This window comes from Flavobacterium sp. H4147, from assembly GCF_029360735.1.
Taxonomy (GTDB): Bacteria; Bacteroidota; Bacteroidia; order Flavobacteriales; family Flavobacteriaceae; genus Flavobacterium; species Flavobacterium endoglycinae.
On the sequence record NZ_JARKNB010000004.1, the window covers coordinates 416408 to 440393 of the forward strand.

A 23986-nucleotide genomic window follows, 5' to 3' on the forward strand; every position below is an offset into this window, starting at 1 on the left:
ATTTTCAAAGTTTCAAGCCAGGCATTTCACAACTTACCATTCACAATTAATTTATGTTTTTCCACCATTGTTGAAATACTTGTTTATCATTTTTTAATTCAACAGCTTCACCTATCATTGGCGTGATTAATAAAATAGGGTTTTCAGATAAACTATTCAATTCAGTTACAGTTTTTAAAGGTTCGTCCCAAGCGTGAAGCGATAGGGCAAACTTAGACGAATGAACAGGAAAAGCTCTTTTGGCTTTTAAATCTTTCATGGCTTTTATCACATCTTCTGGCATATTATGAATGTATTTCCAGTTTTTGTTGTATTGCCCGTTATCGAGTAAAACAATATCAAACGGACCGTATTTTTCGCCGATTTCAGCAAAATGGGTATCGTAACCGCTGTCGCCGCCCAGATACATTTTGAAATCGTTACTTTCTAAAACAAAAGATGTCCAAAGTGTGTTGCAGCGTTTAAAACTTCTGCCCGAAAAATGTCTTGAAGGCGTAGTATGCAGCGTTAAATTTTCATCTAATTTGATTGTATTGTACCAGTCTTTTTCGATGATATTTTCAGAAGGAAATCCCCAAAACTCAAAATGCGAACCCACACCCAGTGCGGTGATTATTTTTTTTGTTTTTGGTTTAAGTTTTAAAATGGTTTTATAATCCAAATGATCGTAATGATCGTGAGTGATCAATAAATAATCGATTTCCGGCAAATCATCAACCGTATAAATATCTGATCCTTTAAAAGATTTTGTAGTGCCGGGAATAGGAGAGGCGTTACCGCTGAAAACGGGATCGATTAAAAAGCGTTTTCCTTCCAGCTGAATAAAATAAGACGAATGTCCAAACCAAACTAAAACATCTTGATGAAGAGGAAGTTCTTTTAAATTGGTTTTTACAGACGGAATCAAATCGGTTGGGATTTTGCGGTTTACTTTTTTGAAAAAGAATTCAAATAAAACTTTTGAAAAACTTGCCCCTTCAGCTAAATCGGGAGTAAAAGAAAGGTTTTCAAATTTTCCGTTTTTGTATTGCGGCGAATTTTGAATTAAAGTTAAACGTTCGCCATTGGGTGCTTTTCCGAATTTTGGATGTTGTAAAAAACCGTAAGTGGCAACGGCTAGTAAAAATAACAGAATTAAAAATGTGATCATTTTATTTTGAAGGATATAATTTTTGTAAATAAGAAACCGAAACTGAAATCATTTCTTTTAAGATTTCAGGATCAATATCGTCTAGTTTTTTAATGTAAATACAGCTTTTTCCAGCTTTGTATTTTCCAAATTTAGAAAGTAATTCGTCTTTGTTTTCAAAAGAAGAAGAAAGATAAAGTGAAATGGCATCTTTTCTGGGAGAAAATCCCACTAAAGGCGCATCACCTTCATGTCCGCTGTCGTATATGTAATGATAACTTCCAAAACCAATAATGCTGGGTCCCCACATTTTGGATTCAAAACCAGTTGTTTTTTGTATAATTTTCAGCAGTTCAAAGGCGTCATTTCTTTTGGTTTCATCTGCTACAGCGTTTATAAAATCAGTAACACTGTTTTCGGTTTCGGTGGTTTTATTTTTAGCCATTTTCAGATTATTTTTTTAATACTTCGCTTCCTAATAGAATGTCTTTGATTTTAGCTTCGGAAGCATAATACAAATTCGAATCTTCATTCATTTGATTTTCCAAAACAATCAAACTGATATCACTTTCAGGGAAGTATAAATTTACAGAAGAAAATCCATCTCCTAATCCCGTATGTCCAAGATATTTAACAGGTGCTTTTTCGATAATCCTGATGCCGTAACCATAGCCTTCTTTTTCTTTTCCGAAGAAATTATGCTGCGATAGAATCGTGTATTTCGTCATTAGTTTGTACGATTCTGGTTTCAGGATTTTGCCTTTATGCAGATTATTATTCCAAATTGCTAAATCAGAAGCGGTTGAAATAATGCCGTCTGCTCCCAAACTTTCAGGAGTAATCTGACTTGTGGTAACGGGCTGCAATGTGTTTTTATCATTAAAATACCCAGTTGCGAGATTCTGGGTTTTATCTTTTGAATAACAAAAAGTATGGTTCATTTTTAGTTTCTTAAAAAGCGCTGCTGTCACTTCAGAATACTTCTTTTTGGTGCTGAATTCTACAATTTTGGCGACCAGATTAAAACTTAGATTTCCATATTTATAATCCGTTCCGGGTTTAAAAGCCAATGGTTTTTGCAAATCGACAATTCCGTGCGAATGATTTAAAAGCTGGTGAACTGTAACCGAATCTGCCCAGTTTTGTGTCAATTCTGGAAGGTATTTTTTGATAGGAGAATTTAAATCGACATTGCCTTTTTCTACTTCGAGCAAAAGCATGGTGGCAGCAATCAATTTGCTGTTCGACATGATTTCAAATTGAGAATCTGTTGTTAAAGGTTTTTTAGTCTCGAAATTGGCAAATCCTTTCGCTTTAGAATATAGTGTTTTTCCGTTTTTAGAAATAAGAATCACGCCATTAAAAACGGGAGAAGTACTATTTTGAATAATGCTGTCAATTTTTGAAGTATACGTATCTTTTTTTTGTGCCGAAGAATGACAACCAGAAAGAATAGATAATAGCAATAAAAGATAAGAAAATTTAAAAATTGAATTCATTTGATTATGATCGATCTAAATAATTTATAATTAACAATTCACCATTAAACTAAAACATTCCGTTTTCGTTAATGGTTTCAGCGGGAATTGGCTGTCCTAAATCCCAGAGTTCGACTATTTTGTTGTTTTCGAATCTAGCGATATGAACTACAGCAAAACCAAGATCATCAGAGTTTTGTTTGAGATGGGAATGAACAGAAACTAAATCTCCATCTTCTAAGATATTATGTATGGAGAAAATCTTATTTGGATTTTTTCTGGCAGATTCTTCCATCGCCAGCATTAAAGTATTGGCATCACCTTTAAAATAGGCATTGTGGTGTTTGAAATTTTCTCCCGTATGCAGTCGGAAAGCCTCGTGTGAATGTCCACTGGCACAAAGATGCAGGAAGTTTTGGGTAATTTCTTTCTTAGTCATACTTTAAAAGTTTTAGAGCAAACTAAGTTATGAAATTTAAAGGCAGTTTTTTCAATTAAATAAAAGCGGGATTTTTATATTTTTTCGGATTTTATTTGACTTATATCCAAACCCAGTTTTGAGAATTCTTTTTCTCCTAAACTAGTAATATAAAAATGTTTATCTGCTCGGTCTTTTTTAGCAATCCAGCCCTTTTCTGCAAAAGTTACGGCAAGTAACTGTCCTAATTTACCACCAATGTGTTCGTAACACATTTTGGCTGGTTTTTCTTCTGATAATTTAGTCATAATAATTTTTAATTAAAAGATTGTCTGAATTCTAAAGGTGAAATATTGGTTTTTGTTTTAAACAATTTACTAAAAGACTGCTGATGTTCAAAGCCCAGTTCGAAAGCAATTTCACTGATAGATAATTGGGTTGTCGAAAGTTTTTCTTTGGCTTTTTCAATTAATTTATTGTGAATGTGCTGCTGTGTGCTCTGACCAGTATGTAGTTTTAATAATCCGCTTAAATAATTGGGGGAGACATTTAAATTGTCGGCAATATAGGGTACTGTAGGAAGTCCTTTTGTAATTAAAACAGTATCGTTAAAATATTCTTCCAGTAGTTTTTCAAGACGTGCAAGAATCTGGTGGCTGCTTATTTTTCTAGTAATAAATTGTCGGTTGTAGAATCGTTCGGCATAGGTAAGAAACAATTCAATTTGGGCAATAATAACGTCCTGACTGAATTTATCAATATTCGACTGGTATTCCTGCTGAATGTTTTTGATAATATCAATAAGCATATTTTCTTCTTTTTCAGAAAGATGCAGCGCTTCATTGACAGCATAGCCAAAATATTCGTACTGTTTGATTTTGTGTGCCAAAGCTGTATTCCATAAAAAATCAGGATGGATCAATAATGACCATCCTGTGTGTTTCATTTCGGAATTACCTTCTATGGAAAAAACTTGTCCCGGCGAAATAAACATTAAAACGCCTTCATTAAAATCATATTCCTGCTGGCCGTAACGCATTTTTGCATTGGCATTTCTTTTCAGCGCAATAGAATAAAAGTCAAGAATGAGACTTTTAGGTTCTTCTTCATTCAGATATTTTAAATCTTCAAAATTATAAACGCTCACCAAAGGATGTTCAGGTTTAGGCAAATCCCGAAACTGGTGGAATTCGCTTATAGTTTTGAATCTAAGAGGTTGCTGATTTGCCATAGTTAAAGTTACTTAATTTTGATTGTAAAACGAAGCAAATTCTGCGGCATAATCTGCCAGTTTTGTTTTTCCCATCGAAGGGCGGTTGCGGTAATAATCTTCACCTAAAATACCGTTGTAAAGTGCGGCATACATTTCAACCAAACCTTTTGCAATTTTAGGCTGCATTCCGGCAGAAACCAATCCTTGTAAAGTTTCTTCATCGCTGATTAAATTCCATTTTAAATCTGGAATACCGATTGCTTCTCCTAAAATGCGGGCAGTTTCATGTCCTGTAAGTTCCTCGCTTGCTACATAGCGTACTTTTTTTCCGTCAAGCGGAGTGGTGATTTCATCGGCAATGGCTTCGGCAATATCGTTTGGTGAAACCCACGGAATCATTTCATCGGCTCCGTAATTGGCATTAATACTTCCTTGTGATTTTATCATGAATGTATAAGGAAGCAGGTTATAATAAAATGAAGTTGGACGCATAAAAGTGATCGCAACATCTGAAAGTTGATTTAGAACGGCTTCAATTTCGTTGTAACGCTGGATAATTCCTGAATTCTCTTTTAAATGCGCTCCAATACTGCTTAAAAACACCACACGTTTTACTCCCGATTTTGCAATGGCTTCGGCATAATTATTCCCAATCTGACGGGTAAACGCATCCAGATCTAGATTTGGATCGAAGTAATTGGCGCGCGGAATCATGCAGTAAACCGCATCTGCTCCGGTAAAAGTTTTCGTTAAAAATTCGGCATCGTTTACAGAACCTATCGCTGCGGAAGCACCAAGAGATTCAATTTCAGATTGTCTTTCAGTACTGCTGGCAATTACAGTTACTGAATGTCCTTGCTGCACTAACTCTTTGGTTAATGGTTTGCTGATGTTCCCTAAAGAACCTGTGATTGTAATTTTCATATCGCTATTTTTTGATATTACAAAGTTGTATATCATTTAGCGACCTATTTTATCCAAATCTACGAATGGTGTAGTCTTTTTTTAAGATGCTAAGGTTCTGAGATACTTAGATTCTAAGTTTTTTAGCTTTTGGATAATTTTTTTTCGTTTTCGGTTTGAGGTTTTCCGGTTGCATTTGGCTCGCCTTTTCCAGTTTCAATGAGTTTTTTCAAGCTGTTTTGAATATAGTTGGTCCAAGCATCTCTACAGATATTAAAGCATTCGTAATCAGGAACCAAACCAAAATGGGTAAAACGAAGTTCGGTTTTTCCATCTTTCTCGGTGATTTCAAAAGTAGGATGGGTGTTTGTCCATTCAGTTTTGTCTTCTGTAAAATTGAAATAGTTTTGTTCGATGAGCCAAACTACTTTCTTATTGGGAATTACTTCGATGAGTTTTATTCTACAGCGATGGACCTCTTCATAATGATAATCAAACTGATCGTTTAATTGGGCTGTGTTTCCTTCGATTTCTTCTGACCACCAGCCTCGTACATTGGTAACGGCTTCAAAAACTTTCTCTGGAGATTTATCGGTTGTAAATGCTGTGGTAAAATCTAATGCATTCATTTTGATGACTTTTACGATTTGTATACACAAATTTACATTCTTAAAATCAATACGTTAGGGTGCTAAAAAGACAATTGTAAGGTGTGTTTCAGACAGATTTCTAATTTTAGATTTTTGACGTCAGACTTTTTACTTTTTTTCGTGCTTAGTCTGAATTATGATATTTTCACACACATCCAGCTTGCTTTTAAAATAGCAGTATCTTCAATGTATGCTGTTCCTTGTTGTTTGATGATTTTTTCGCTTAAGCGGAGATTTTCTACTACAAATTTTATTTTATCTCCAAATTTAGCTCCTGCAAAAAATTCGGCACTTTCAATACTTACTAAACCAAATATTCCATCGGTAACACCTAGAAGTTTTACACCTGCGCCGCCGCATTGCGCCATAGATTCTATTAGAATGGTTCCGGGAATATAATCAAGATCAGGAAAACTGCCTTTCAGCCAATAGTCATTATCGTCAAAAGTTTTAAATCCAATAATCGTCTCTTTAGTGTATGATGCTATTTCATCTACAAATAAAAATGGAGCCCTATGGGGAATCAGGCTTTCAATATTTTGTACCATGAGTTGTAATTTTGTTTTTGCAATATAGGCAAATTATAAGGATTTTAGGGCAGAGATTGCGAAACATAAACTTGATTTAACTTTCAAATCAGGCTATTTTATTGTATTTCTTTAAATTAGAAAATCCTTCGATTGCTTTGCAAACAAAATTAATTGGTTTAGGGATTATACTTTAAGTAATGAAATTATAAATACTAAAGTAAATAGAAAAACAAAAGTTGGGATAAGAGCTAGTATTGAGATTCCAATTGTTCTTGCCCAGCCAAATTCTTCCCCACCATTTTTGAGATGTTCGTTGATATCCTTTTCTTGATATTTTTTTGTAAAATACCCAGCGATCATCATATAGATTAGGGGAAAAATTATATTAGGGAAATTAATGTCTTCCGGAATTAAACTTGCAATTGTAAAAGTAATAACCGCAGTAATTATAGTAATTAACCAAGTTTTAGTGACTTTGTCGAAATCATTAAAAGTTTTGAAGTTTTCGGTTAAAAAATATGCGCTGACAAAAGGACCTCCTAAAAATGTACCAACTCGTATTGCCTTCTGTGAATAAATTTTTCTATCTGGTATTTCTTGAAAATTAGATTTTTCTGCAGTTTCTGTTTCCATTTTTTAATATTAGAATTTGAAGGCAAAAATAAATCTTTTTTAATTAATTATAAGAATATTATTACTTTTAGTCGCTCTAATTTTGAATTTGTCCCGAAATTTTGGAATAAATAAAAAAGAGAACTTAAAAGTTCTCTTTAAAATACAAATAAAATTTAATTAGGTTATTCTTCTACAAACTCTAAAATATCGCCAGGCTGGCATTCTAGAACTTTGCAAATGGCTTCGAGCGTACTAAAACGTACTGCTTTTGCTTTTCCGGTTTTTAAAATAGAAAGGTTGGATAAGGTTAAATCTACCTTTTCAGAGAGTTCGTTTAATGACATTTTTCGTTTTGCCATCATCACGTCCAGATTTACTATAATAGGCATATTTAAATCGTTAAGTCGTTTTCTTTTTGCAGTTCGATTCCTTTCGCAAAGAGTTGTGAGATGAAATATAAAATTCCGGCAAAAAATAATAATGCACTGCCCAAACCAATATGTTCCGTTAAGTTGGGAAGCTGCACTCCAAATGTGGTAAATTTTGCCGAGTATTCTGAAGTAATATTACTTAAAATACCCGCAAAAAAGGCAAAAATGCTCATTTTCTCAATTAGTTTTCCAATCGTTTCATGAAACGGACTAATAAAATTAATCTTTAAGAAAATTTGAATAACGCAGTAAAAAACCAGCGCTTCAAAAATCGTAATCACAGTAAGGCAGAAAACCATAATCGAATAATCGATAACGTCGTATGCTTTTAAATGCGATAAATCCAGACCAAGCTGTAGATTTTTGGCACCCACTTCGTTTATAAACATACTCACTCCGTAAGATACGATAAGAGTTCCGGCTTTAATACAAAGCCCAATAAAAGCAATCCATGAGATAACATTCAGGAGCTTCAAAATGAAATTTGGTTTTGATGACATCGTTTTTTGATTTAGAAAATTAGATTACAAATATATAAAAATTTATTGTTTATCAATAAATATTTATTTTTTATTGATTAAATTTTATTAATTAACAAGCTGGTGTATGATTATTTGGTGATGCTTTCAAATATGTAGAAGTTAATTCTTATTTTTAACCAACAGCAAACCAAAAACCTATTATGATAAAAAAACTTTACGCAGCGTTATTTCTCGTAACTTTTACAATTTCTGCTTGGGCGCAGTTAAAATCACCGTCGGAGTTTATCCCTAATTATGGAAAACAAATAAGTTATTACCATGAGGTAGAAAATTATTTTGATTATCTAACGGAGAATTCGGCTTTGATAAAAAAACAGAAGTATGGCATGACCAATGAGCAGCGCGATTTAAATCTGTATTTTATTTCGAGTACCGAAAACTTGAAAAATCTAGAACAAATCAGGATTAACAATCTGGCTTCTATTGGACTTTCAGATTCACAACCCGCTGCTGTAAATGATAAAATAATCGTCTGGCTGAGTTTCAATGTTCATGGAAATGAATTTGCAGGAACCGAAAGTGCTATGACAGTTGCGTATGAACTTTTAAATCCATCGAATGAAACCACAAAACAATGGCTTCAAAATACTATCGTAATTCTTGATCCATGTATTAATCCCGATGGATATTCGCGATATGGAAATTGGCTGAGAGAAATTTCAGGAAAAAAAACACATCCGGGGTTATATGATAGGGAACACATGGAAGTATGGCCGGGTGGAAGATACAATCATTATCTTTTCGATTTGAATCGTGATTGGGCTTGGCAGACACAAATTGAATCCCAGCAGCGTATTAAAATGTACAATCAATGGATGCCCCAAGTTCATACTGATGTACATGAAATGAGTTATAATTCGCCGTATTTTTTCCCGCCTGCAGCTGAGCCTCTGCATGAGTTTATAGAACAGTATCAAAAAGATTTTCATAACGAATTAGGAAAAAATATTTCACAGAAATTCGACAAACAAAACTGGATGTACAATACAAGAGAACGTTTTGATTTGTTTTACCCAAGTTATGGCGATACATATCCGACTTATAACGGCGCTGTAGGATTGACTCTAGAGCAGGGCGGAATAGGTGCCGGACGTGAAGTTACAATGGAAAATGGTGTCAACGTAACTATTAAAGACCGATTGACACATCATGCAACAGCGGTTCTGACAGTGGTAGAAAGTGCAGCAGAAAAAAGAGAGATTCTTTTAAAAGGATTCCGAGATTTTCATGTCAATTCGCGTAAAAAAGCAAAAGGAATTTACAATATGTATGTTTTAAAAAGCAATCCAAAACTGGAACAGCTTACTGAATTACTGAAGAAAAATGATATCGAATTTAGTTATGCCGATGCTTCTGCAGGTGCTTCGGGATTTCATTATCAGAATAAGAAAAATGAGAGTTTTAAAATCGAACCGAATGATTTGATTATTAAAGCCGATCAGCCGAGATCGGTTCTGGCACAGGTTTTATTCGAACCAAATCAGAAATTAAATGATAGTTTATCGTATGATATTACGGCTTGGGCATTGCCTTTGGCTTACGGAATTGAAGGTTATGCTGTAAAAAATAATCTTTCGGTAAAAACAAAAGCGAAAATTGAAACTGCTGAAAAAACAGTTCCTGCGAGTGTGTATGCATTTTATGTTCCTTGGAATAACAGGGTTTCGATTCAAGTACTTTCGGCACTGCATCAGGCGGATATTAAAGTTCGTTCGGCAATGAAAAAAGCTGTTTTTGGTGAACTTACCGTTGAACCAGGAGGTTTGATTATAAGCCGAGCTGATAATCCAAAACTGGCTGATTTTGAAAAAACAGTAAGCAATATTGTCAAAGTAAAAACTGATTATACGTTTATCACAACTGGCTTTTCTACGAATTCTAAAGATATTGGAAGTGAAAACTTTAAACTTTTAAAAGCTCCAAAAGTTTTAATGTTATCTGGAAAAGGAATTGTTTCGACAGAGTTTGGCGCCAATTGGTTTTATTTTGATGAAACGATTAGTTATCCTGTCAGTATTGTGGAAGTGTCGAATTTCAACAGAGTAAAATTATACAATTACAATACTTTGATTCTTTCAGACGGTACTTATGATTTATCTGAAGACCAGAAAAAAGAAATCGACGGCTGGATTAAAAATGGTGGAAAAGTAATCGCTATGAGCAATGCTATATCGTTATTTGAAGATCGTGAAGGTTATGCCTTAAGTTTGTTTGCCAGCAAGGAAGACAAAGAAAAATCAGAAAAGGAACAAAAAGAACTTGAACTCAAAAAACGTTTTTTAGATTTTGAAGGGATAGAACGACGAGGTATTTCGGGTTCGATTCCGGGTGCGATAATCGAGAATAAACTGGATAAAACATATCCGCTGGCTTTTGGTTTGGGCAATTCGTATTTTAGTTTAAAGAGCAACGAAAGATCGTATTCTCTTTTAAAAAACGCTATTAATGCAGTTTATATTCCAAAAGAATATATCAGTTATGGTTTTGTGGGAAATGATATTAAAAAGAAATTAAACGAAACAGTAAGTTTTGCAGTCGAGAAACGTGGCGATGGAAATGTTATTTATATGATGGATAATCCGCTTTTTAGAGGATTTTGGGAAAACGGAATTTTGCTTTTTAGCAATTCACTTTTCTTAGTTCATTAAAAAGAAAATGCTCTTCATAATCTGAAGAGCATTTTTTATTTCAACCTAATTAAAATTCCTTTGCGCTTTACAATATTTTTATAATCCCATTGAATCTGTCTTGCTTTTTCAAGCCATCTTTTTAAATCTTCAATATTGATTTGGTCAGAATTAGTATAACTTTTTTCAGCTGCTTTAAAGCTTCCTTCGTTCTTCAGATCATTTTCTTCAAACGATTGTCCGCTCCAGAATAACAATTTGACAGCATTTTTTTGTTTGCTGTAACCAGCAACAGGATTTCCATCTAAAAACCAAACCGGATGGCTGTGCCAGATTTTGCTTTCGGCTTCCTGAAGAAATTGATTAATTTCTGTGCTTAAGATATCGCATATTTTTTTGTCTTCTGGACTTTTTGAGTCGTTGTATGCTTTTATTTCTGAATTCATAACTTTAAATGTAAACTAGGTTATTTCTCGGTTTAACTGAAATAAAATATAAGTTCCGTTTGGCGATTCGCCTTTTCCCTTTTCGATAAATCCTTTTTTAAGATAAAATTCAACCGCTTTTGTATTTTGTTCAAGACATTTTAAAGTAAGCGGAAATGCTGCTTTTTCATTCGCCGCTTTCAGTAATTCAGTTCCAATATTTTTTCCCTGATGTTTATGATCGACATACAAATGATGAATAAAATTATTCGGCATCCAGATTGAAATAAATCCAGCAGGAATATCATTTATAAAAGCAGTTAAAACGAATTCTCCCTGTGTTTGTTTATCGAAATCTTCTAATTGAAATTCTGATGTATCAAGCCATGAAAAAGTTCTTTTTCGTTCTTCTAAAAATAACTTTCGTAAAGGTGCAAGATCATTTTTTCCGGCTTCGGTTATTTTCATGTATTCTTAAATTTTCCAATCAATCGGCACTTTCTCAGCTTAAACTAAAATGGTATTTGTGAGTAGTAAAAGTAACTTAAAAAGCTGAATAGTAATGTTATTTTATTATCAGCGGTTAAAATAATTATTGAAAGTGTTGGTAAGGTTAGAAACAAATTCTTTTGTGTATTGCCCAGTTGGGTCTAAATCGGGATCAAGAATGGTAATTTCAAGTCCGCTGAGTTTTGGACTTTGAAATAAGATAGAGGTAAGTTCGTTAAATTCTTCGTAAGTCAGTCCATCTGGAGTTCGGCTGTCAACGCACGGCATGATGGAGTCGTTTAAAACATCAACATCTATATGAAGCCAAAAACCATCGAGATTTCTGTTTTGTATCTGTAAAAGAAAGGCTTCAGCACAGTTTTTTATGCCTTGTTTACGGAGTTCAGAAAGACTGACATAAGTCGCTTGTGACTTTCTAATTTCGTTTTCGTATTCATCATCATATTCGCGATTGCCCACACACCAGAGATTTTCTTCTTTGATGTAAGGAGCTAAATTAAAAATGTTAGTTAGTTTTTCAGGTCCGTTTCCAGTAACAATCGATGCGGCCATCCCGCCTACGCCTCCAGTTTGGGACAAAGAAACATCCATAAAATCAGTGTGGCCGTCAAGATAAAATAGGCCGTAATTTCCTTTTTGTTTTAAAGCTATTGCCGGACCAAGCAGAATGCTGCAGTCGCCGCCCAGAATAAATGGAAATTTATTCTGGCTCAGTAAATTATTTATGAAATAAGCTTGTTCTCTTGCGTAATCGATGAGAGAAGCGGCATTGAGTATTTGGGTTTCGGGATCTTTTTGATTGGAATATCTCGGCGGATCGACGGTAAGAATATTTTTTGGATTGATGGATTTATGCAGATTATGTCTCGACAGCCATTCAGGCAGACGGTTTACGCCGGGCTGTTTTCCCGGCTGAGGTTCTTTTAAACCCAGATTAGAAGGGAATTCTACAATGCATATTTCTTTCATAATCCTATTTTTTTGAATATAAAGTTATCAAAAATGAAGACTTTGAAAAGCTTTTTAACATTCAAAAAAAAGAATTGCTTTGGTTGTGGTATTACATATTTTGGAAAATGATAATGTCGTTAAATTTTTCAATTTGTTGTATTATAAAAAGACTGTCATTGAAATAATCCATATCTAAATCAGGATCTCCCCACATTTCAAATCTCTTTTTAGAGGCTTTTAATTTTTCTTTATCATAAAGGTTTTCATTGAAATCTGTTTCCAAATCATCAGCAATTTCTAAGGCTTCTTGATTGACATGTTCTTCCGTTGCTAAATAAATATAAAAGTTATATTCATCATCAAAGGTTATTTTTATTTCGTTGTCGGAAAGTAAAATTTCAGGATTTTCTTCTTGATAAAAATCTTCAAGATAATCCTTTAAAACTGTAATATCTGCATTTGAAGATGGAGTTATGTAAGCTGAATAAGAATAAAACGTATTTGCCATGTTTTTCGAAATTTAAGAAACTATTTTCTATTTAAATCTGTAATTAGTAAAGGATTATTCTCTTTTAATTTGTTTACCAACTCTTCTCTTATTTCGGGATTCGCTTTGATATCTTCATATTCCTGTGTGGTTAGGCCTACTATTTGTAAAAATGAAACTTCTCCGTGCGGAGTTTGTTTTTTTTCTATTTCAGGATCGTTTACAAAGACTATAGCAGTAATATCAGTGTCGGTTTCTAGACGAATAGGACCATTTGCAGGCATATAATGAAATTCTTCAAACCAGTTACCACTTTTAAAAACATATTTAGCAATGTTTTGCAACATTGAAATTACCCAAGTCGGATTTCCATTATCAGCATCAAATGGTTTTAATCTGAAAGTAAGTTCAAATCCCCATTTACTGAATTCTCCGTTTACTTTTTCTTCATTGTAATATAACTCAGAGAATCCGTAAGTAATAAAATGATAATGATCTTCTTGTTTTTTGCTTTCGTAATAACTTATTCCGTCAAGTGGATCCTCTCCTCCGAGCATATATGGAAGTGGTGGAGCAAAATGTTTAGGTTCTTGATTTGGATAGAGATGATCAAATTCTTTGTCTATTTCCAACCACCCAACCGCATCATCTTCTGAAAATTCTTTTTTATATTGTTCTAGTGTCATTTGTATTTGTCCTTATTTTTTAATTGCTGAAATACAGTTTTTTAAATTCTAATCAAAAATAAAAGTAAAGTATTTACTACGATTTTAATAACCGAAATTTGTTTTTAAAAAATATTTAACAAAAAAATCCGATTTGAATTTCAAACCGGATTGCGTATTTATAATCGTATCAAAGCATTTAATTTGGTTGTAATTTCTTCATGAATTCATTTGAAGCCAATTCAAGTGCTTTGTAATAATCTCCCTTTTTTAATTCAGGAACTGCATACGTACTGACAATGTTTTGTGTTTCTTCGTTGTTTAACTTGTATTTGATAAAATCGACACTTAGGACCTGGATTTGTCTCAATGTTTTACTAACCATAATAAGCAGAGTAGGATCTAGCCTCGGATCTTTAGAAAGAAATTTATCGATATCCATTGCAAATTCTTCAAAGGAATTAAATGGTTTGTACGAAGGTGTTGTGATGATTACAATTTTGTATATATACTTCTTTTCAAAAGCGCTTAAAGTTGTATTTAAGGATTGAACTTCAGCTGGTGTCAAGATTTTTTCGAAGTCGTTAACACAGTCAGTTGATTTTGCAAATGTATTTTTTAAATCGGCAGCAAAATCAGTATCATTTTTAGTTTGGGCAGATAAAAGAACTGATGAAAACAGTATAAGCGTAAAGAATAATTTTTTCATTCTATGCAGAATTAGATTTGGTGGAGCAAAAGTAACATATTCTTTGTTTTAAACAGATGAAAAAAAAGGTTAGTTTTTAGTTTTGAAATAAAAAATCCGACTGCGAAAAAGTCAGTCGGATTTTTCTGTTTATTATTGAAGCAAAGGCAGTAAATGTTCCCATTTTAATTCTTTTGCATAATCGAATGCCGTTTTTCCCAAATGATTTTTGAGGGTTTTATCTGCACCAGATTGTAAAAGAATTTCTACTGAAGTACCATTTCCGGCAATGGCTTCTTTGTGTAAAAAAGTATAACCAGACGGATCTTGTGAAGTTATTTCGTCTGGATTGTTTTTTAGAAAATCAATCAGACTTTCTTTCATGTTTTTGCTCATTGGGTGTTCAACAAGGTTTTCTGGTTTTTCTTTTTGTTCAAAAACCACCTGAATATCATCGTAATCACCAAAATCCATACCCCAAGCTTCATCATGTTCATTTCTTTCTTCTTCGCTCATTTCAGAACGCATCGCTTGAATAGTAAAACCTCCATACGTTTTGCCATCTGCTGCAAATAACCAGTCGCTGATTTGATTGATTGGGATTTCAATTTCATCACCGTTTTGTACATTGGTAAGGTCATTAGGATCGTTTACTAAAACACCGTAGATTTTTTCTCCATCAAAACCTATATCGTTAATCCACATATGTTCTACAATTGTTTCGCCGTCGATTTCCTGAGTGAAAGCCAGTTTTACACAGGCAACATCAAGAGCTGGAATTATACGACGGTTTTCCCAAGAAAGTTCCCTCCAGAAATATTTAAAGGTTTCTTGAGCTTTTTGATAGGCTGCAATCATTTTTGGGTCTTCTCCGTCAGCAAAAAATATTTTATTTTCTTCCATTATTATATATTTAAAATTTTTCAAATGTATTATTTTTATTACAAAATAATAAAGGTTTTATGTTTTTATTATAAACTAAAAATCCGACTGTAAAGTATACAGTCGGATTTTTAAATAATTATAGAAAAAGAATTTCTATTAGAAATTCACATCATCTGCAATGTTTCCGCCTTGTTCTGCAGCAAATTTTGCAGCGTATTCTTTTTGTTTTGCCTGCTGGTAATCGTGATATTCTGTAATATCAGCAGAATTCCAGTTTTGGTTTTGTTCTGTAAGCCATTGCATTGCTACAGATTGGAAATCAGCAAGATTGATTCCAAAGTTATCCAAAATCCACTGCGCGCCGTCAAGTCCATATTCGTAAGCAGCTTGTCTAGCTCCAGCAAGTTCTTCATAGAAGTAACGATCTGTTTTAAGTCTGTCAAGATTAGCTTGTCCTTCAGCAGAAATTTCAGCTTTTACGTTTTCTAATTGAGGAACGGTTACATTTTCAGCATAATATTGTCCGAATAAAGTAGTTACCGTAAACGAAGTATCTTCACCCATACGCTGAGGCCAGATTGTGTTTAATTCTTCCCAGATTGCAGGTTCAAATCCCATTGCTTTGCAAACTTCAAGGTAATCAACTCCTGCACTTATTTTAAGACACATAGCGGTGTATGTTCTTAAATCTACACCGTGAACCGGCTCAAGATACGGATTGTTATCGTCTACTTTTACAAAACCAGAAGTTTGAATGCCGCTGTATTTTAATGAATTCGCATGTTCAAAACGAATCATTTGATCAGAATCGCAGTTGTTCCATTCTGTGTAAACTGTTCTTCTGTAGTTAAAATAAATGTTTTGAATATCTTTCTCATCTAGATTCTCACCACTGTCGCGCTCATCCTGAATCCAAGCTTCAGATCTTCTAGCAACTTCTGCATCAAAATCTTCAACGCTATAATGAGTACCGTGCAGTGTTTCTGGATCGTATTCTACTTCCTGATATCCATTATCGTAATCATCTTCTTCATAATTGTCATTTGCTGTTTCAGGCTGCTCATAGTGGTTCTGAGTTTCTTTTTTGTTGTCTCCAGTTAGAGATCCGAAAAGTTTTTTAAACATTGTTCTATTCTTAAGAGGGTTAATAAATTATAAATTGTTTAATTGATTCTGATACATTTTTTCGTTGTGTTCTTTTAAATCCGGTGTGATTTTGTTCCATTCGTCATACATGGCTCTTAAGTAAACCTGATGCAGTTTTGGAGCATTTTTAATCACGAATTGTCTTTGTTCTTCGAGTTCGTCCATTTTTGCCTGAATTTCACTCAGCACTTTTTTATCTGATTCGTGAATTTTACTTATACTTAATTCGTGGCGCTCGTGGTATAATTCTCTTTCTCGATTGTATTCTGTTTCGTATTCTTCATACAGATGCGCTGTACGTTGTTCTGCAAGTCCTCTGGCAATATTCTGCAGATTTCGAGCTTGTGTACTTGGTGCAAAAGTATTTTGCGTCTGGCAGTACGGACACGAAATGTAGGTTTCTATTAAAAAGATTTTATCGATGGTAAGATTACCTCCGCATTGTGTACAGCTGAATTTATCTTTTACCGTTTCAAATTCGTCCAGAATCTTTTTGTATTCGATTTCCAGATCGCGTTCTTGAGCTTTTTCAATTTGTTTTCTCCAATAATTGTATTTGTTTTCAAACTCTTCGTGACGGTCTGAACAAGCACTTCTGAAATCTGAAATTAAATCATGGTTTTTGTCTAAAACAGAAATTCTTGCATCAAGATCGTAGTATATGCTGTCTATTTTTTCTTCGTAAGTATCTCTGGCTTTTTCTCTAATATTGTTTAGCTGCCCCATTACACCCGAATATACTCTGTGAAAGGTTCTCTTGTAAAGATCTTCGTCATCTTGTAAAACCTGTTTTAATTCTGGAATCGCAGCGGTTGCCAGTTCTTCCATTTTGGCTTCTAGTTTTTCTGAAAAAGAAAACCATCTTTGCTGCGCTTCTTGAAGTTCAGCATACCAATCTGGAAGTGATTCCTGTTTTTGGATTTCTTTTTTTTCGTTGTTTTTTGATTTTTTGAATAGTCCGAACACGTTATAGGATTTTAAATGGAATTATCTTCTTTTTTAATATATACTCCGTCAGTAAGTTTTACATTTAAAAACTCAAATCCGCAATAGGCGCAATGTGTTAAGCCGTCTTGTTTTGCTCTTCCAGCACCACAATTTGGACAATCTTTCAGTTTCATTTGGGCGTCGTTGATTTCGGTTTCGCCGCCGTAATTAGACTGGTTTTGTGCTTTTTCTTTGAGTCTGTCAAGAAATGATGATACTTTTTTCTCTTCCATTATAATTGACTTAATAATTCTGTTTTTTTAGATTTGAATTCGTCTTCATCAATTAAACCGGCATCAAATAACGATTTTAATTTTTGAAGTTTAGAAGTTAAATCGTCCTGAGTTTCTTGTTTAGGCGTTTCTTTTGTTTGCTGTAATTGATTTAAAAGAATTCCCATACTCAATGCATTTTGTGTAGCATCGTGAAGCGCTGTTCCTTTATCGCCAATTGCGGTTGCTGTGTTGAATTTGGTAAATTTATCCATATCGGTTACCATATTCATATTGGTGATTTTATCGTAATGTGCTGTTACTTCTTCCGGTAAAGTGACACTTGTGATTACAAATTGTGTTAATTCAATCCCGAATTGAAGAAAATATGGTTTTAAGTAAGGTTCGATTTTTTGTCCTAATTGGGTAATGTTTCCAGCAACATCAGTTACGGTGATATTTTCATTAGCCAGCACTTCTCCAAATTTGGGTGCAACAAAATCTCGTAATTGGTTTTGCAATTCAAAAATGGTAAGCTGCTGGTAGGTTCCCGCGTATTGACGGAAGAATTTGGCAACATCTACAATTTTTATATCAAAACTTCCAAAGGCTCTTACTCTGATTTGTCCGAATTGTGGGTCGTTTAGCAGAATAGGAGCGGGAGTTCCCCATTTGTTATTGATAAATTGATGTGTGTTGAAAAAGTAAATATCAACTTTAAAAGGGCTTTCAAAACCGTATTTCCAGCCTTTAAGTTTACTTAAAATAGGAACGTTTTCTGTAGATAAAGTATGAAGTCCCGGCGGGTATACATCTGCAAGTTGTCCTTCATTTAAAAGCATTACCTGCTGGCTTTCGCGTACGGTAAGTTTGGCTCCGTTTTTAATTTCTTTATCTTCATCATAAAACTTCCACATTAATAAATTAGGATCGCTTGTCGTGGCTTCGATTATTTCTATAAAAGGTAGTTTCATCACTTTGCTTATTTATAAGGAATAAAAATAAGAATTTTAGCACGACGAAAAAGCTTTTTTATGTCAAGTTTTTAACAATTTTTTATTTACTAAAATTTAATAAATTCGACATTATATCATAAAATTCTTAATTAAAAATTGAGTAATTTACTTTTAATTAAATATTTATAAAAAAATGCTTTTCTATATCTATGAATTAATTTTTTGGGTACTGATTTTTACTATAAAAATTACTAATGAAATAAGTAAGGCGATAAAGAAAATTGTTGTGATCCAGCTTTTTAAAATTGTACAGATACTGGTAATTTGTGAAATCAAGACTGAATTGTGAGGGTAGGTATTTAAGAGTGTTATTATTCCTAAATTTTCACAATAATCAAAAATGCCTGCAAAGATAGGAAGGTAGGAGATGGGAAACCAATAAGATTCTTGCTTGTTTAGTTTTCTTAGTATGTAAGTGAAAAGAATTGAGTAAGTTATAGCAAATAACAAGGGATATATCATGTCTAATGGTATTTGCTGATATAAGTATACGCTTCTACCTTTTGTGCCCATAATACTCAAAAGCGAATTCACATATTCAGAATTGTACCCAAAAGGCATCATGTCTAATAATTTACTTCCATTCGTGTATTGCATAACTTTTGGAATAGTAATAAATAGCATAATTGAATAAATTATGTTTGTTAGAACAAAAAGAATAATAACCTTTTTTCTATCTGCATTTTTTTTAATGATGTCTTTCATTCTTTAATGAATTTAAATATGGTTTTTTTACTACTATTCATTTGTAGTTTTTATATAAACATTCTAAGTATCCAAAAAAATCCGACCTGTTTTCGCAAATCGGATTTTTATAAATTTAATTAGATTTCCACTTTGTTAAAATTTCTAAGAAATCATTTCGCATACTTTCAAAATCATAAATGATTTTTTTCTTCTTAAGCTTCTCAATTGTTGTATTTAAAGAAATCGAAATATGTTCAGCTATAGTCTGTTTCTGTTGAATATAATTCAGATCGCTTAACTCTTTTTCAAACTTTATTTCATTTGTTATTTTTCCTTTTTCAGAATTGAAATTACCATATTCGTATCGGTTTCTTAGAAAATATCCGTTCTTTTCAATCTCTTGTTTTGAAAATATTTTGAGTAGTTCCGGATAAAAATCTTTTTGTTTTAATTTCAAACTTTCATCAGCAATAATGTAATTTGTTTTACAAGAATTGTTGTCATGAAAGCTATAAGAACATGAAAATATTATTTGATTAATAGCTGTACCATATTTTTCAGGTTTCATCTTTAAGTCTAATTCAGGTTGAAGCTCTTTATCTATGCTCTCAATAACTGATTTAGAATTTTCATAACAATTACTAATTGTACGTGTAATTAAAATAGGATTTTTAGGAATCCAATTTCGTTGATTGGCTAAAATTAAATCTTGTATATCTTCTTGAACATTATATTCATTTAGAATTGTCTTTTTTTTAGATAACATTGGACTTTCAAAATAGGATGTTCTGCCTTTTTCCATTGTGAAGCCATCTTTTCTTTTTGACCATATAGCCTCTACAAATCTTGGTTCACGAAATTTGTTTATAAAATAGGTTTCTGGATTTCCGTTAAAAAACATTCCTTTTACAGCTTGTAATGGTTCATGTTCTCCCCATCCAATTATGGCAAGGCTTTCGCAAATTTTTACTGCATTGTTCCAATCACTTACATTCTTATATTCTGCAAATTTTAAAAACTCATTAATTAGTTCTTCTCTTAATGATTTTTGATCTTGTTTTTCTAGATATTCTTTGAGTTCTTGAAGAGTATCTAAACTGTATATTGAATTCATAATTAAATATAGTTTTTGCAAATATATAAGTTTTGTATTACAAATTAGGAATTGATTATTAAAGATTAAGAAATTCATTTCCATAAAAAAATCCGATTCACTTTCGCAAATCGGATTTTTATAAATTGAAAATTATATATAACTCCGTAAAAACGTATTCGTTTTTACATTGTATATTTTTACAAGTGAATTACTTCGCCGTAAGCATCAGCTACAGCTTCCATAACAGCCTCGCTCATAGTTGGGTGAGGGTGGATCGATTTTAAGATTTCGTGACCAGTAGTTTCTAGTTTACGTGCTACAACTGCTTCAGCAATCATATCTGTAACACCAGCACCAATCATGTGGCATCCTAACCATTCTCCGTATTTAGCATCGAAGATTACTTTTACGAATCCGTCAGCAGCTCCAGCAGCTTTTGCTTTTCCAGAAGCTGAGAATGGGAATTTACCAATTTTTAATTCGTAACCTTTTTCTTTTGCTTGTTTTTCGGTTAAACCAACAGAAGCGATTTCTGGAGTTGCATAAGTACAACCTGGAACGTTTCCGTAATCGATTGGCTCAACATGTAAACCTTTGATTTTTTCCACACAGTTAATTCCTTCAGCAGAAGCAACGTGAGCTAAAGCCTGACCTGGAGTAACGTCTCCAATTGCGTAGTATCCTGGAATGTTGGTTTCGTTGTAAGCGTTTACTAAGATTTTATCTCGGTCAACAGCGATTCCAACTTCTTCTAAACCAATATTTTCGATGTTTGTTTTGATTCCAACTGCCGAAAGTACAATATCAGCTTCAAGAATTTCTTCTCCTTTTGCTGTTTTTACAGTTGCTTTTACTCCGTTTCCTGTAGTGTCAATTTTTTCTACAGAAGAGTTTGTCATGATTTTTACGCCTGCTTTTTTCATAGAACGTTCCATTTGCTTAGAAATGTCTTCGTCTTCTACAGGAACGATGTTTGGCATGAATTCTACAATAGTAACTTCTGTTCCCATTGAGTTGTAGAAGTGAGCGAACTCAACTCCAATTGCTCCAGAACCAACAATAATCATAGATTTTGGCTGTTCTGGTAATGTCATTGCCTGACGGTATCCGATTACTTTTTTACCGTCTTGTGGTAAGTTTGGAAGTTCGCGAGAACGAGCTCCAGTTGCGATGATAATGTGGTCAGCGCTATATTCAGTAACTTTATTGTCTTTGTCTGTAACGTCAAGTTTTTTTCCTGGTTTTAGTTTTCCAAAACCTTCGATAACGTCAATTTTGTTTTTTTTCATTAAGAACTGAACTCCTTTGCTCATTCCTTCAGCTACACCGCGGCTGCGTTGAATAACTGCTGGGAAATCTTTATCGAATTCAGAAACTTTTAATCCGTAATCAGAAGCGTGTTTTAAATAATCAAAAACCTGAGCTGATTTTAGTAATGCTTTTGTTGGGATACATCCCCAGTTAAGGCAAACTCCACCAAGATTTTCTTTTTCTACTACAGCTACTTTAAAGCCTAATTGAGAAGCTCTAATCGCTGTTACATATCCTCCGGGACCACTTCCTAAAACAATAACGTCGTATTTCATTTTTTTGGGTTTTAGTATTAGCTACCGAAAAATGAATTTTTTACAATTCCGAAACTCATTTTTCGATTTTATTTCTTTTGTTATTTGTGATTGCGAATTTAAGGATTTATTTTAAATGAACGCCTTTAAATTTGTTTTTACCGATACAGACTTTGGTCTTTTCACAGAAACCGAAGTAATTGTGAATTGTAAATTATGAATTGTGAAGTAATTTTTGGGATTTGGTGAGTAATTGTTGATGGTTGATGGTTGATAGTTTTTGGTTGATTGTTGATTGTTGATTGTTGGTTAATTGGGTTAGTCTTTGCTGAAAAAAAATAAGCCACAGATTATAAGGATTAAAATGATTTTAAAAATCAGTGTTAATGCTAATAATCTGTAGCTTTATGAATTGTAATTTATGATTGGTCCATCAACTATCAACCAAAAACTATCAACAAAATTAAACCTTCACGTGTCCCCAGTTTTCTCCGCTTGCAATTCTACGGATCTGCATTTCGCTTACGCCGAATTGTTTGGCAATCATTTTTAAGCGGGTTTTTTGTTCTGGTCTTGAAAGGATTTTTTTAATAAGCATCACTTTTGTGGTGGTTAACTTTCTGCCGTCGGCTTTTAAGTTGTGTTCGATCAGGTTTTTTTTCGCCTGAATTACACGCGGACTTTTGCGACTGTGGGCCATCATTTCTTGTTTGGTTGCCCAGCGTAAATTTTTTACGTCGTCGTTACTTCTGTTATAATCTAAATGAAGTACATAGGTTTGATCTTCAGAATCTTTTGGGATGAAATATTGGGCAACTAATTTGTAGAGAAACAAATATTTATTGATGATTTTGTCGTCTTTTTTGACTTTAAATCTAAAAGTTGGATATCCATCGCTTAAACCTCCTTTTAGGATTCGTCCGTTTTCAATTTCGTCTGTAAAACTAATTAATCGGCCTCTGTTTGAAATGGCATATTTAAGCTGCAATGATGCGTTTATTTCTATTTCTTTGAATTGTTCATCAGGATAAAATCGTGTGTGTGGCATAGCTCTTTTTCATTTGAATTTGTCTCTCAAAGATAAATAAATGGAAAATGAATATGGCTATACAGCTGCCTGCAAACCTTGAATTTTATGATTCTTATAACGCTATTTTAACGTTTTAAAGTGATTTTAATACTTTTTTGAGAGATTTTAATTCACAAATTAGGAATAATTCAGTTTTCTAATTTTAGAAGAAAAGTTAAATTTTAAGAAAAATGAACTAAAAATTACTGATCGAGCCAGTTTTTAAAATTGGTGATTTCTTTTTTACTAATGATGATTGGATCATTTTCGATTGGAGGTACTGTAAGGATCAATTCTATTTTTTGGTGAGAGTGTTTTATAACCTCTTTTATAATATGTCGGCTTACAATATATTTTCGGTTTACTTTAAAAAACAGAAACGGATCGAGACTGTTTATAATATCGGTTAGTGTGCTGTTGTATAGAAAGCTGTTGCCCGATTTTACGTAAATAAAAAGGTGTTTTCCCGAAGCTGCAAAAAAAGTAATATCGGATTCGTTTATCGAAATGAGTTTATAGCCGTGGTTTACCAGAAAATGACGTTGAATTTTATTGGTTTCAGGGTTTTCTATTGCAACTAAAGATTGCAGGGTAGCATCGGGATTAAAGCTGTCTTTTATTTTTTTGAATTTTGTCAGGGCTTCTAATAGTTCCTGTTCTTCAAAAGGTTTTAAAAGATAATCAATTGTAAAGTGTTTGAAAACCGAAATAGCATAAGAATCATAAGCAGTAACAAAAATTACGGGACATGCTATAGTTGCTTTTTCGAAGATTTCAAGACTTTTTCCATCGCCTAGATGGATGTCCATAAAAGATAAGTCGACATTGTTTTCGCTAAAAAAGACGACGGCTTCTTTTACAGATTTTAAAACTGTAATCTCGGCAATCTGCAAAATGTCCTGCTGTTCTAAAATCGATTTTAGATAATCTGAAGCAAGATATTCGTCTTCAACAATGGCAATTCTCATTTGCTTTTGGATAAGTTATAGGTTCATTTTTGATGTGAAACCCTATTTTCATTTTGCAAATATAATTTTCTCTGCTTTTTTTACAAGTATGTT

29 protein-coding genes are annotated in these 23986 nt (G+C 33.3%); 1 reads left to right on the forward strand and 28 read right to left on the reverse strand.

From position 1 onward, the window contains the following. Nucleotides 1-46 precede the first annotated feature (46 nt). The 12 genes from P2W75_RS19205 to P2W75_RS19260 all read right to left on the reverse strand — a co-directional run bounded on the left by P2W75_RS19205 (nucleotide 47) and on the right by P2W75_RS19260 (nucleotide 7867). The gene (locus P2W75_RS19205; RefSeq protein ID WP_276381708.1) at nucleotides 47-1150 is read right to left on the reverse strand and encodes an MBL fold metallo-hydrolase; all 1104 of its coding nucleotides are present in this window, start codon (nucleotides 1148-1150) and stop codon (nucleotides 47-49) included. A 1-nt stretch (nucleotide 1151) separates the two neighbouring features. Beyond that, nucleotides 1152-1574, reverse strand: a complete 423-nt coding sequence (locus P2W75_RS19210; RefSeq protein ID WP_276381709.1) for a DUF1801 domain-containing protein — start codon at nucleotides 1572-1574, stop codon at nucleotides 1152-1154. A 7-nt stretch (nucleotides 1575-1581) separates the two neighbouring features. Further along, nucleotides 1582-2628 carry a serine hydrolase gene (locus tag P2W75_RS19215; RefSeq protein ID WP_276381710.1) on the reverse strand — a complete coding sequence of 349 codons (1047 nt, stop codon included), beginning with the start codon at nucleotides 2626-2628 and terminating at the stop codon, nucleotides 1582-1584. A gap of 49 nt (nucleotides 2629-2677) precedes the next feature. Beyond that, a complete protein-coding gene (locus P2W75_RS19220) occupies nucleotides 2678-3046 on the reverse strand; it encodes a nuclear transport factor 2 family protein (RefSeq protein WP_207295321.1) in 369 nt (122 codons plus the stop codon). A gap of 74 nt (nucleotides 3047-3120) precedes the next feature. Continuing rightward, nucleotides 3121-3333, reverse strand: a complete 213-nt coding sequence (locus P2W75_RS19225; RefSeq protein WP_276381711.1) for an ArsR family transcriptional regulator — start codon at nucleotides 3331-3333, stop codon at nucleotides 3121-3123. Between the two features lie 8 nt (nucleotides 3334-3341). Beyond that, nucleotides 3342-4256, reverse strand: a complete 915-nt coding sequence (locus P2W75_RS19230) for an AraC family transcriptional regulator (protein WP_276381712.1) — start codon at nucleotides 4254-4256, stop codon at nucleotides 3342-3344. A 12-nt stretch (nucleotides 4257-4268) separates the two neighbouring features. Beyond that, nucleotides 4269-5162, reverse strand: a complete 894-nt coding sequence (locus P2W75_RS19235) for an SDR family oxidoreductase (protein WP_276381713.1) — start codon at nucleotides 5160-5162, stop codon at nucleotides 4269-4271. Between the two features lie 122 nt (nucleotides 5163-5284). Next, nucleotides 5285-5770, reverse strand: coding sequence for an SRPBCC domain-containing protein (locus P2W75_RS19240; protein WP_276381714.1), 486 nt, complete (start codon nucleotides 5768-5770; stop codon nucleotides 5285-5287). Nucleotides 5771-5925: 155 nt separating this feature from the next. Next, entirely contained in the window at nucleotides 5926-6339 is a 414-nt protein-coding gene (locus P2W75_RS19245; RefSeq protein ID WP_207295326.1) for a 3-hydroxyacyl-ACP dehydratase FabZ family protein, read from the reverse strand. 165 nt (nucleotides 6340-6504) lie between these two features. Then, nucleotides 6505-6954, reverse strand: a complete 450-nt coding sequence (locus P2W75_RS19250; protein WP_276381715.1) for an L-lactate permease — start codon at nucleotides 6952-6954, stop codon at nucleotides 6505-6507. Between the two features lie 164 nt (nucleotides 6955-7118). After that, entirely contained in the window at nucleotides 7119-7325 is a 207-nt protein-coding gene (locus P2W75_RS19255) for a helix-turn-helix transcriptional regulator (RefSeq protein ID WP_053471727.1), read from the reverse strand. Between the two features lie 2 nt (nucleotides 7326-7327). Further along, nucleotides 7328-7867, reverse strand: coding sequence for a DUF2975 domain-containing protein (locus tag P2W75_RS19260; RefSeq protein WP_276381716.1), 540 nt, complete (start codon nucleotides 7865-7867; stop codon nucleotides 7328-7330). 182 nt (nucleotides 7868-8049) lie between these two features. On the opposite strand from P2W75_RS19260, the gene P2W75_RS19265 reads away from it, so the two are divergent. Continuing rightward, nucleotides 8050-10557 (forward strand): M14 family zinc carboxypeptidase, encoded by a 2508-nt coding sequence (locus tag P2W75_RS19265; protein WP_276381717.1) that lies wholly within the window; start codon nucleotides 8050-8052, stop codon nucleotides 10555-10557. 35 nt (nucleotides 10558-10592) lie between these two features. Here the strand turns inward: P2W75_RS19265 and P2W75_RS19270 are convergent, their stop codons facing one another. The 16 genes from P2W75_RS19270 to P2W75_RS19345 all read right to left on the reverse strand — a co-directional run bounded on the left by P2W75_RS19270 (nucleotide 10593) and on the right by P2W75_RS19345 (nucleotide 23893). Beyond that, on the reverse strand, nucleotides 10593-10982 hold the full coding sequence (locus P2W75_RS19270) for a DUF1801 domain-containing protein (protein ID WP_276381718.1): 390 nt from the start codon (nucleotides 10980-10982) through the stop codon (nucleotides 10593-10595). Between the two features lie 15 nt (nucleotides 10983-10997). Further along, nucleotides 10998-11429, reverse strand: coding sequence for a GNAT family N-acetyltransferase (locus P2W75_RS19275; RefSeq protein WP_276381719.1), 432 nt, complete (start codon nucleotides 11427-11429; stop codon nucleotides 10998-11000). 108 nt (nucleotides 11430-11537) lie between these two features. Continuing rightward, complete coding sequence (locus P2W75_RS19280; RefSeq protein ID WP_276381720.1) at nucleotides 11538-12440, reverse strand: arginase family protein; 903 nt, start codon at nucleotides 12438-12440, stop codon at nucleotides 11538-11540. 91 nt (nucleotides 12441-12531) lie between these two features. Further along, on the reverse strand, nucleotides 12532-12930 hold the full coding sequence (locus P2W75_RS19285; RefSeq protein WP_276381721.1) for a hypothetical protein: 399 nt from the start codon (nucleotides 12928-12930) through the stop codon (nucleotides 12532-12534). Nucleotides 12931-12950: 20 nt separating this feature from the next. Further along, a complete protein-coding gene (locus P2W75_RS19290; protein ID WP_276381722.1) occupies nucleotides 12951-13595 on the reverse strand; it encodes a suppressor of fused domain protein in 645 nt (214 codons plus the stop codon). 178 nt (nucleotides 13596-13773) lie between these two features. Beyond that, nucleotides 13774-14283 carry a YgcG family protein gene (locus P2W75_RS19295; RefSeq protein ID WP_207295334.1) on the reverse strand — a complete coding sequence of 170 codons (510 nt, stop codon included), beginning with the start codon at nucleotides 14281-14283 and terminating at the stop codon, nucleotides 13774-13776. Between the two features lie 132 nt (nucleotides 14284-14415). Next, entirely contained in the window at nucleotides 14416-15165 is a 750-nt protein-coding gene (locus tag P2W75_RS19300) for a DUF2314 domain-containing protein (protein WP_276381723.1), read from the reverse strand. 138 nt (nucleotides 15166-15303) lie between these two features. Next, the gene (locus tag P2W75_RS19305; protein WP_276381724.1) at nucleotides 15304-16272 is read right to left on the reverse strand and encodes a DUF6620 family protein; all 969 of its coding nucleotides are present in this window, start codon (nucleotides 16270-16272) and stop codon (nucleotides 15304-15306) included. Between the two features lie 27 nt (nucleotides 16273-16299). Then, the gene (locus P2W75_RS19310; protein WP_276381725.1) at nucleotides 16300-17259 is read right to left on the reverse strand and encodes a hypothetical protein; all 960 of its coding nucleotides are present in this window, start codon (nucleotides 17257-17259) and stop codon (nucleotides 16300-16302) included. 11 nt (nucleotides 17260-17270) lie between these two features. After that, on the reverse strand, nucleotides 17271-17513 hold the full coding sequence (locus P2W75_RS19315; RefSeq protein WP_276381726.1) for a hypothetical protein: 243 nt from the start codon (nucleotides 17511-17513) through the stop codon (nucleotides 17271-17273). Continuing rightward, nucleotides 17513-18466, reverse strand: a complete 954-nt coding sequence (locus P2W75_RS19320; protein ID WP_276381727.1) for an SPFH domain-containing protein — start codon at nucleotides 18464-18466, stop codon at nucleotides 17513-17515. The genes P2W75_RS19315 and P2W75_RS19320 overlap by 1 nt, the downstream gene beginning before the upstream one ends. Nucleotides 18467-18655: 189 nt before the next feature. Next, nucleotides 18656-19213 carry a hypothetical protein gene (locus P2W75_RS19325; RefSeq protein ID WP_276381728.1) on the reverse strand — a complete coding sequence of 186 codons (558 nt, stop codon included), beginning with the start codon at nucleotides 19211-19213 and terminating at the stop codon, nucleotides 18656-18658. A gap of 115 nt (nucleotides 19214-19328) precedes the next feature. Next, nucleotides 19329-20330, reverse strand: a complete 1002-nt coding sequence (locus P2W75_RS19330; protein WP_276381729.1) for a hypothetical protein — start codon at nucleotides 20328-20330, stop codon at nucleotides 19329-19331. 158 nt (nucleotides 20331-20488) lie between these two features. Continuing rightward, entirely contained in the window at nucleotides 20489-21877 is a 1389-nt protein-coding gene (gene lpdA, locus P2W75_RS19335) for a dihydrolipoyl dehydrogenase (protein WP_207295343.1), read from the reverse strand. 442 nt (nucleotides 21878-22319) lie between these two features. Beyond that, nucleotides 22320-22904 carry an NUMOD4 domain-containing protein gene (locus tag P2W75_RS19340; protein WP_207295344.1) on the reverse strand — a complete coding sequence of 195 codons (585 nt, stop codon included), beginning with the start codon at nucleotides 22902-22904 and terminating at the stop codon, nucleotides 22320-22322. Between the two features lie 224 nt (nucleotides 22905-23128). Beyond that, complete coding sequence (locus P2W75_RS19345; RefSeq protein ID WP_276381730.1) at nucleotides 23129-23893, reverse strand: LytTR family DNA-binding domain-containing protein; 765 nt, start codon at nucleotides 23891-23893, stop codon at nucleotides 23129-23131. Nucleotides 23894-23986: the final 93 nt, after the last annotated feature.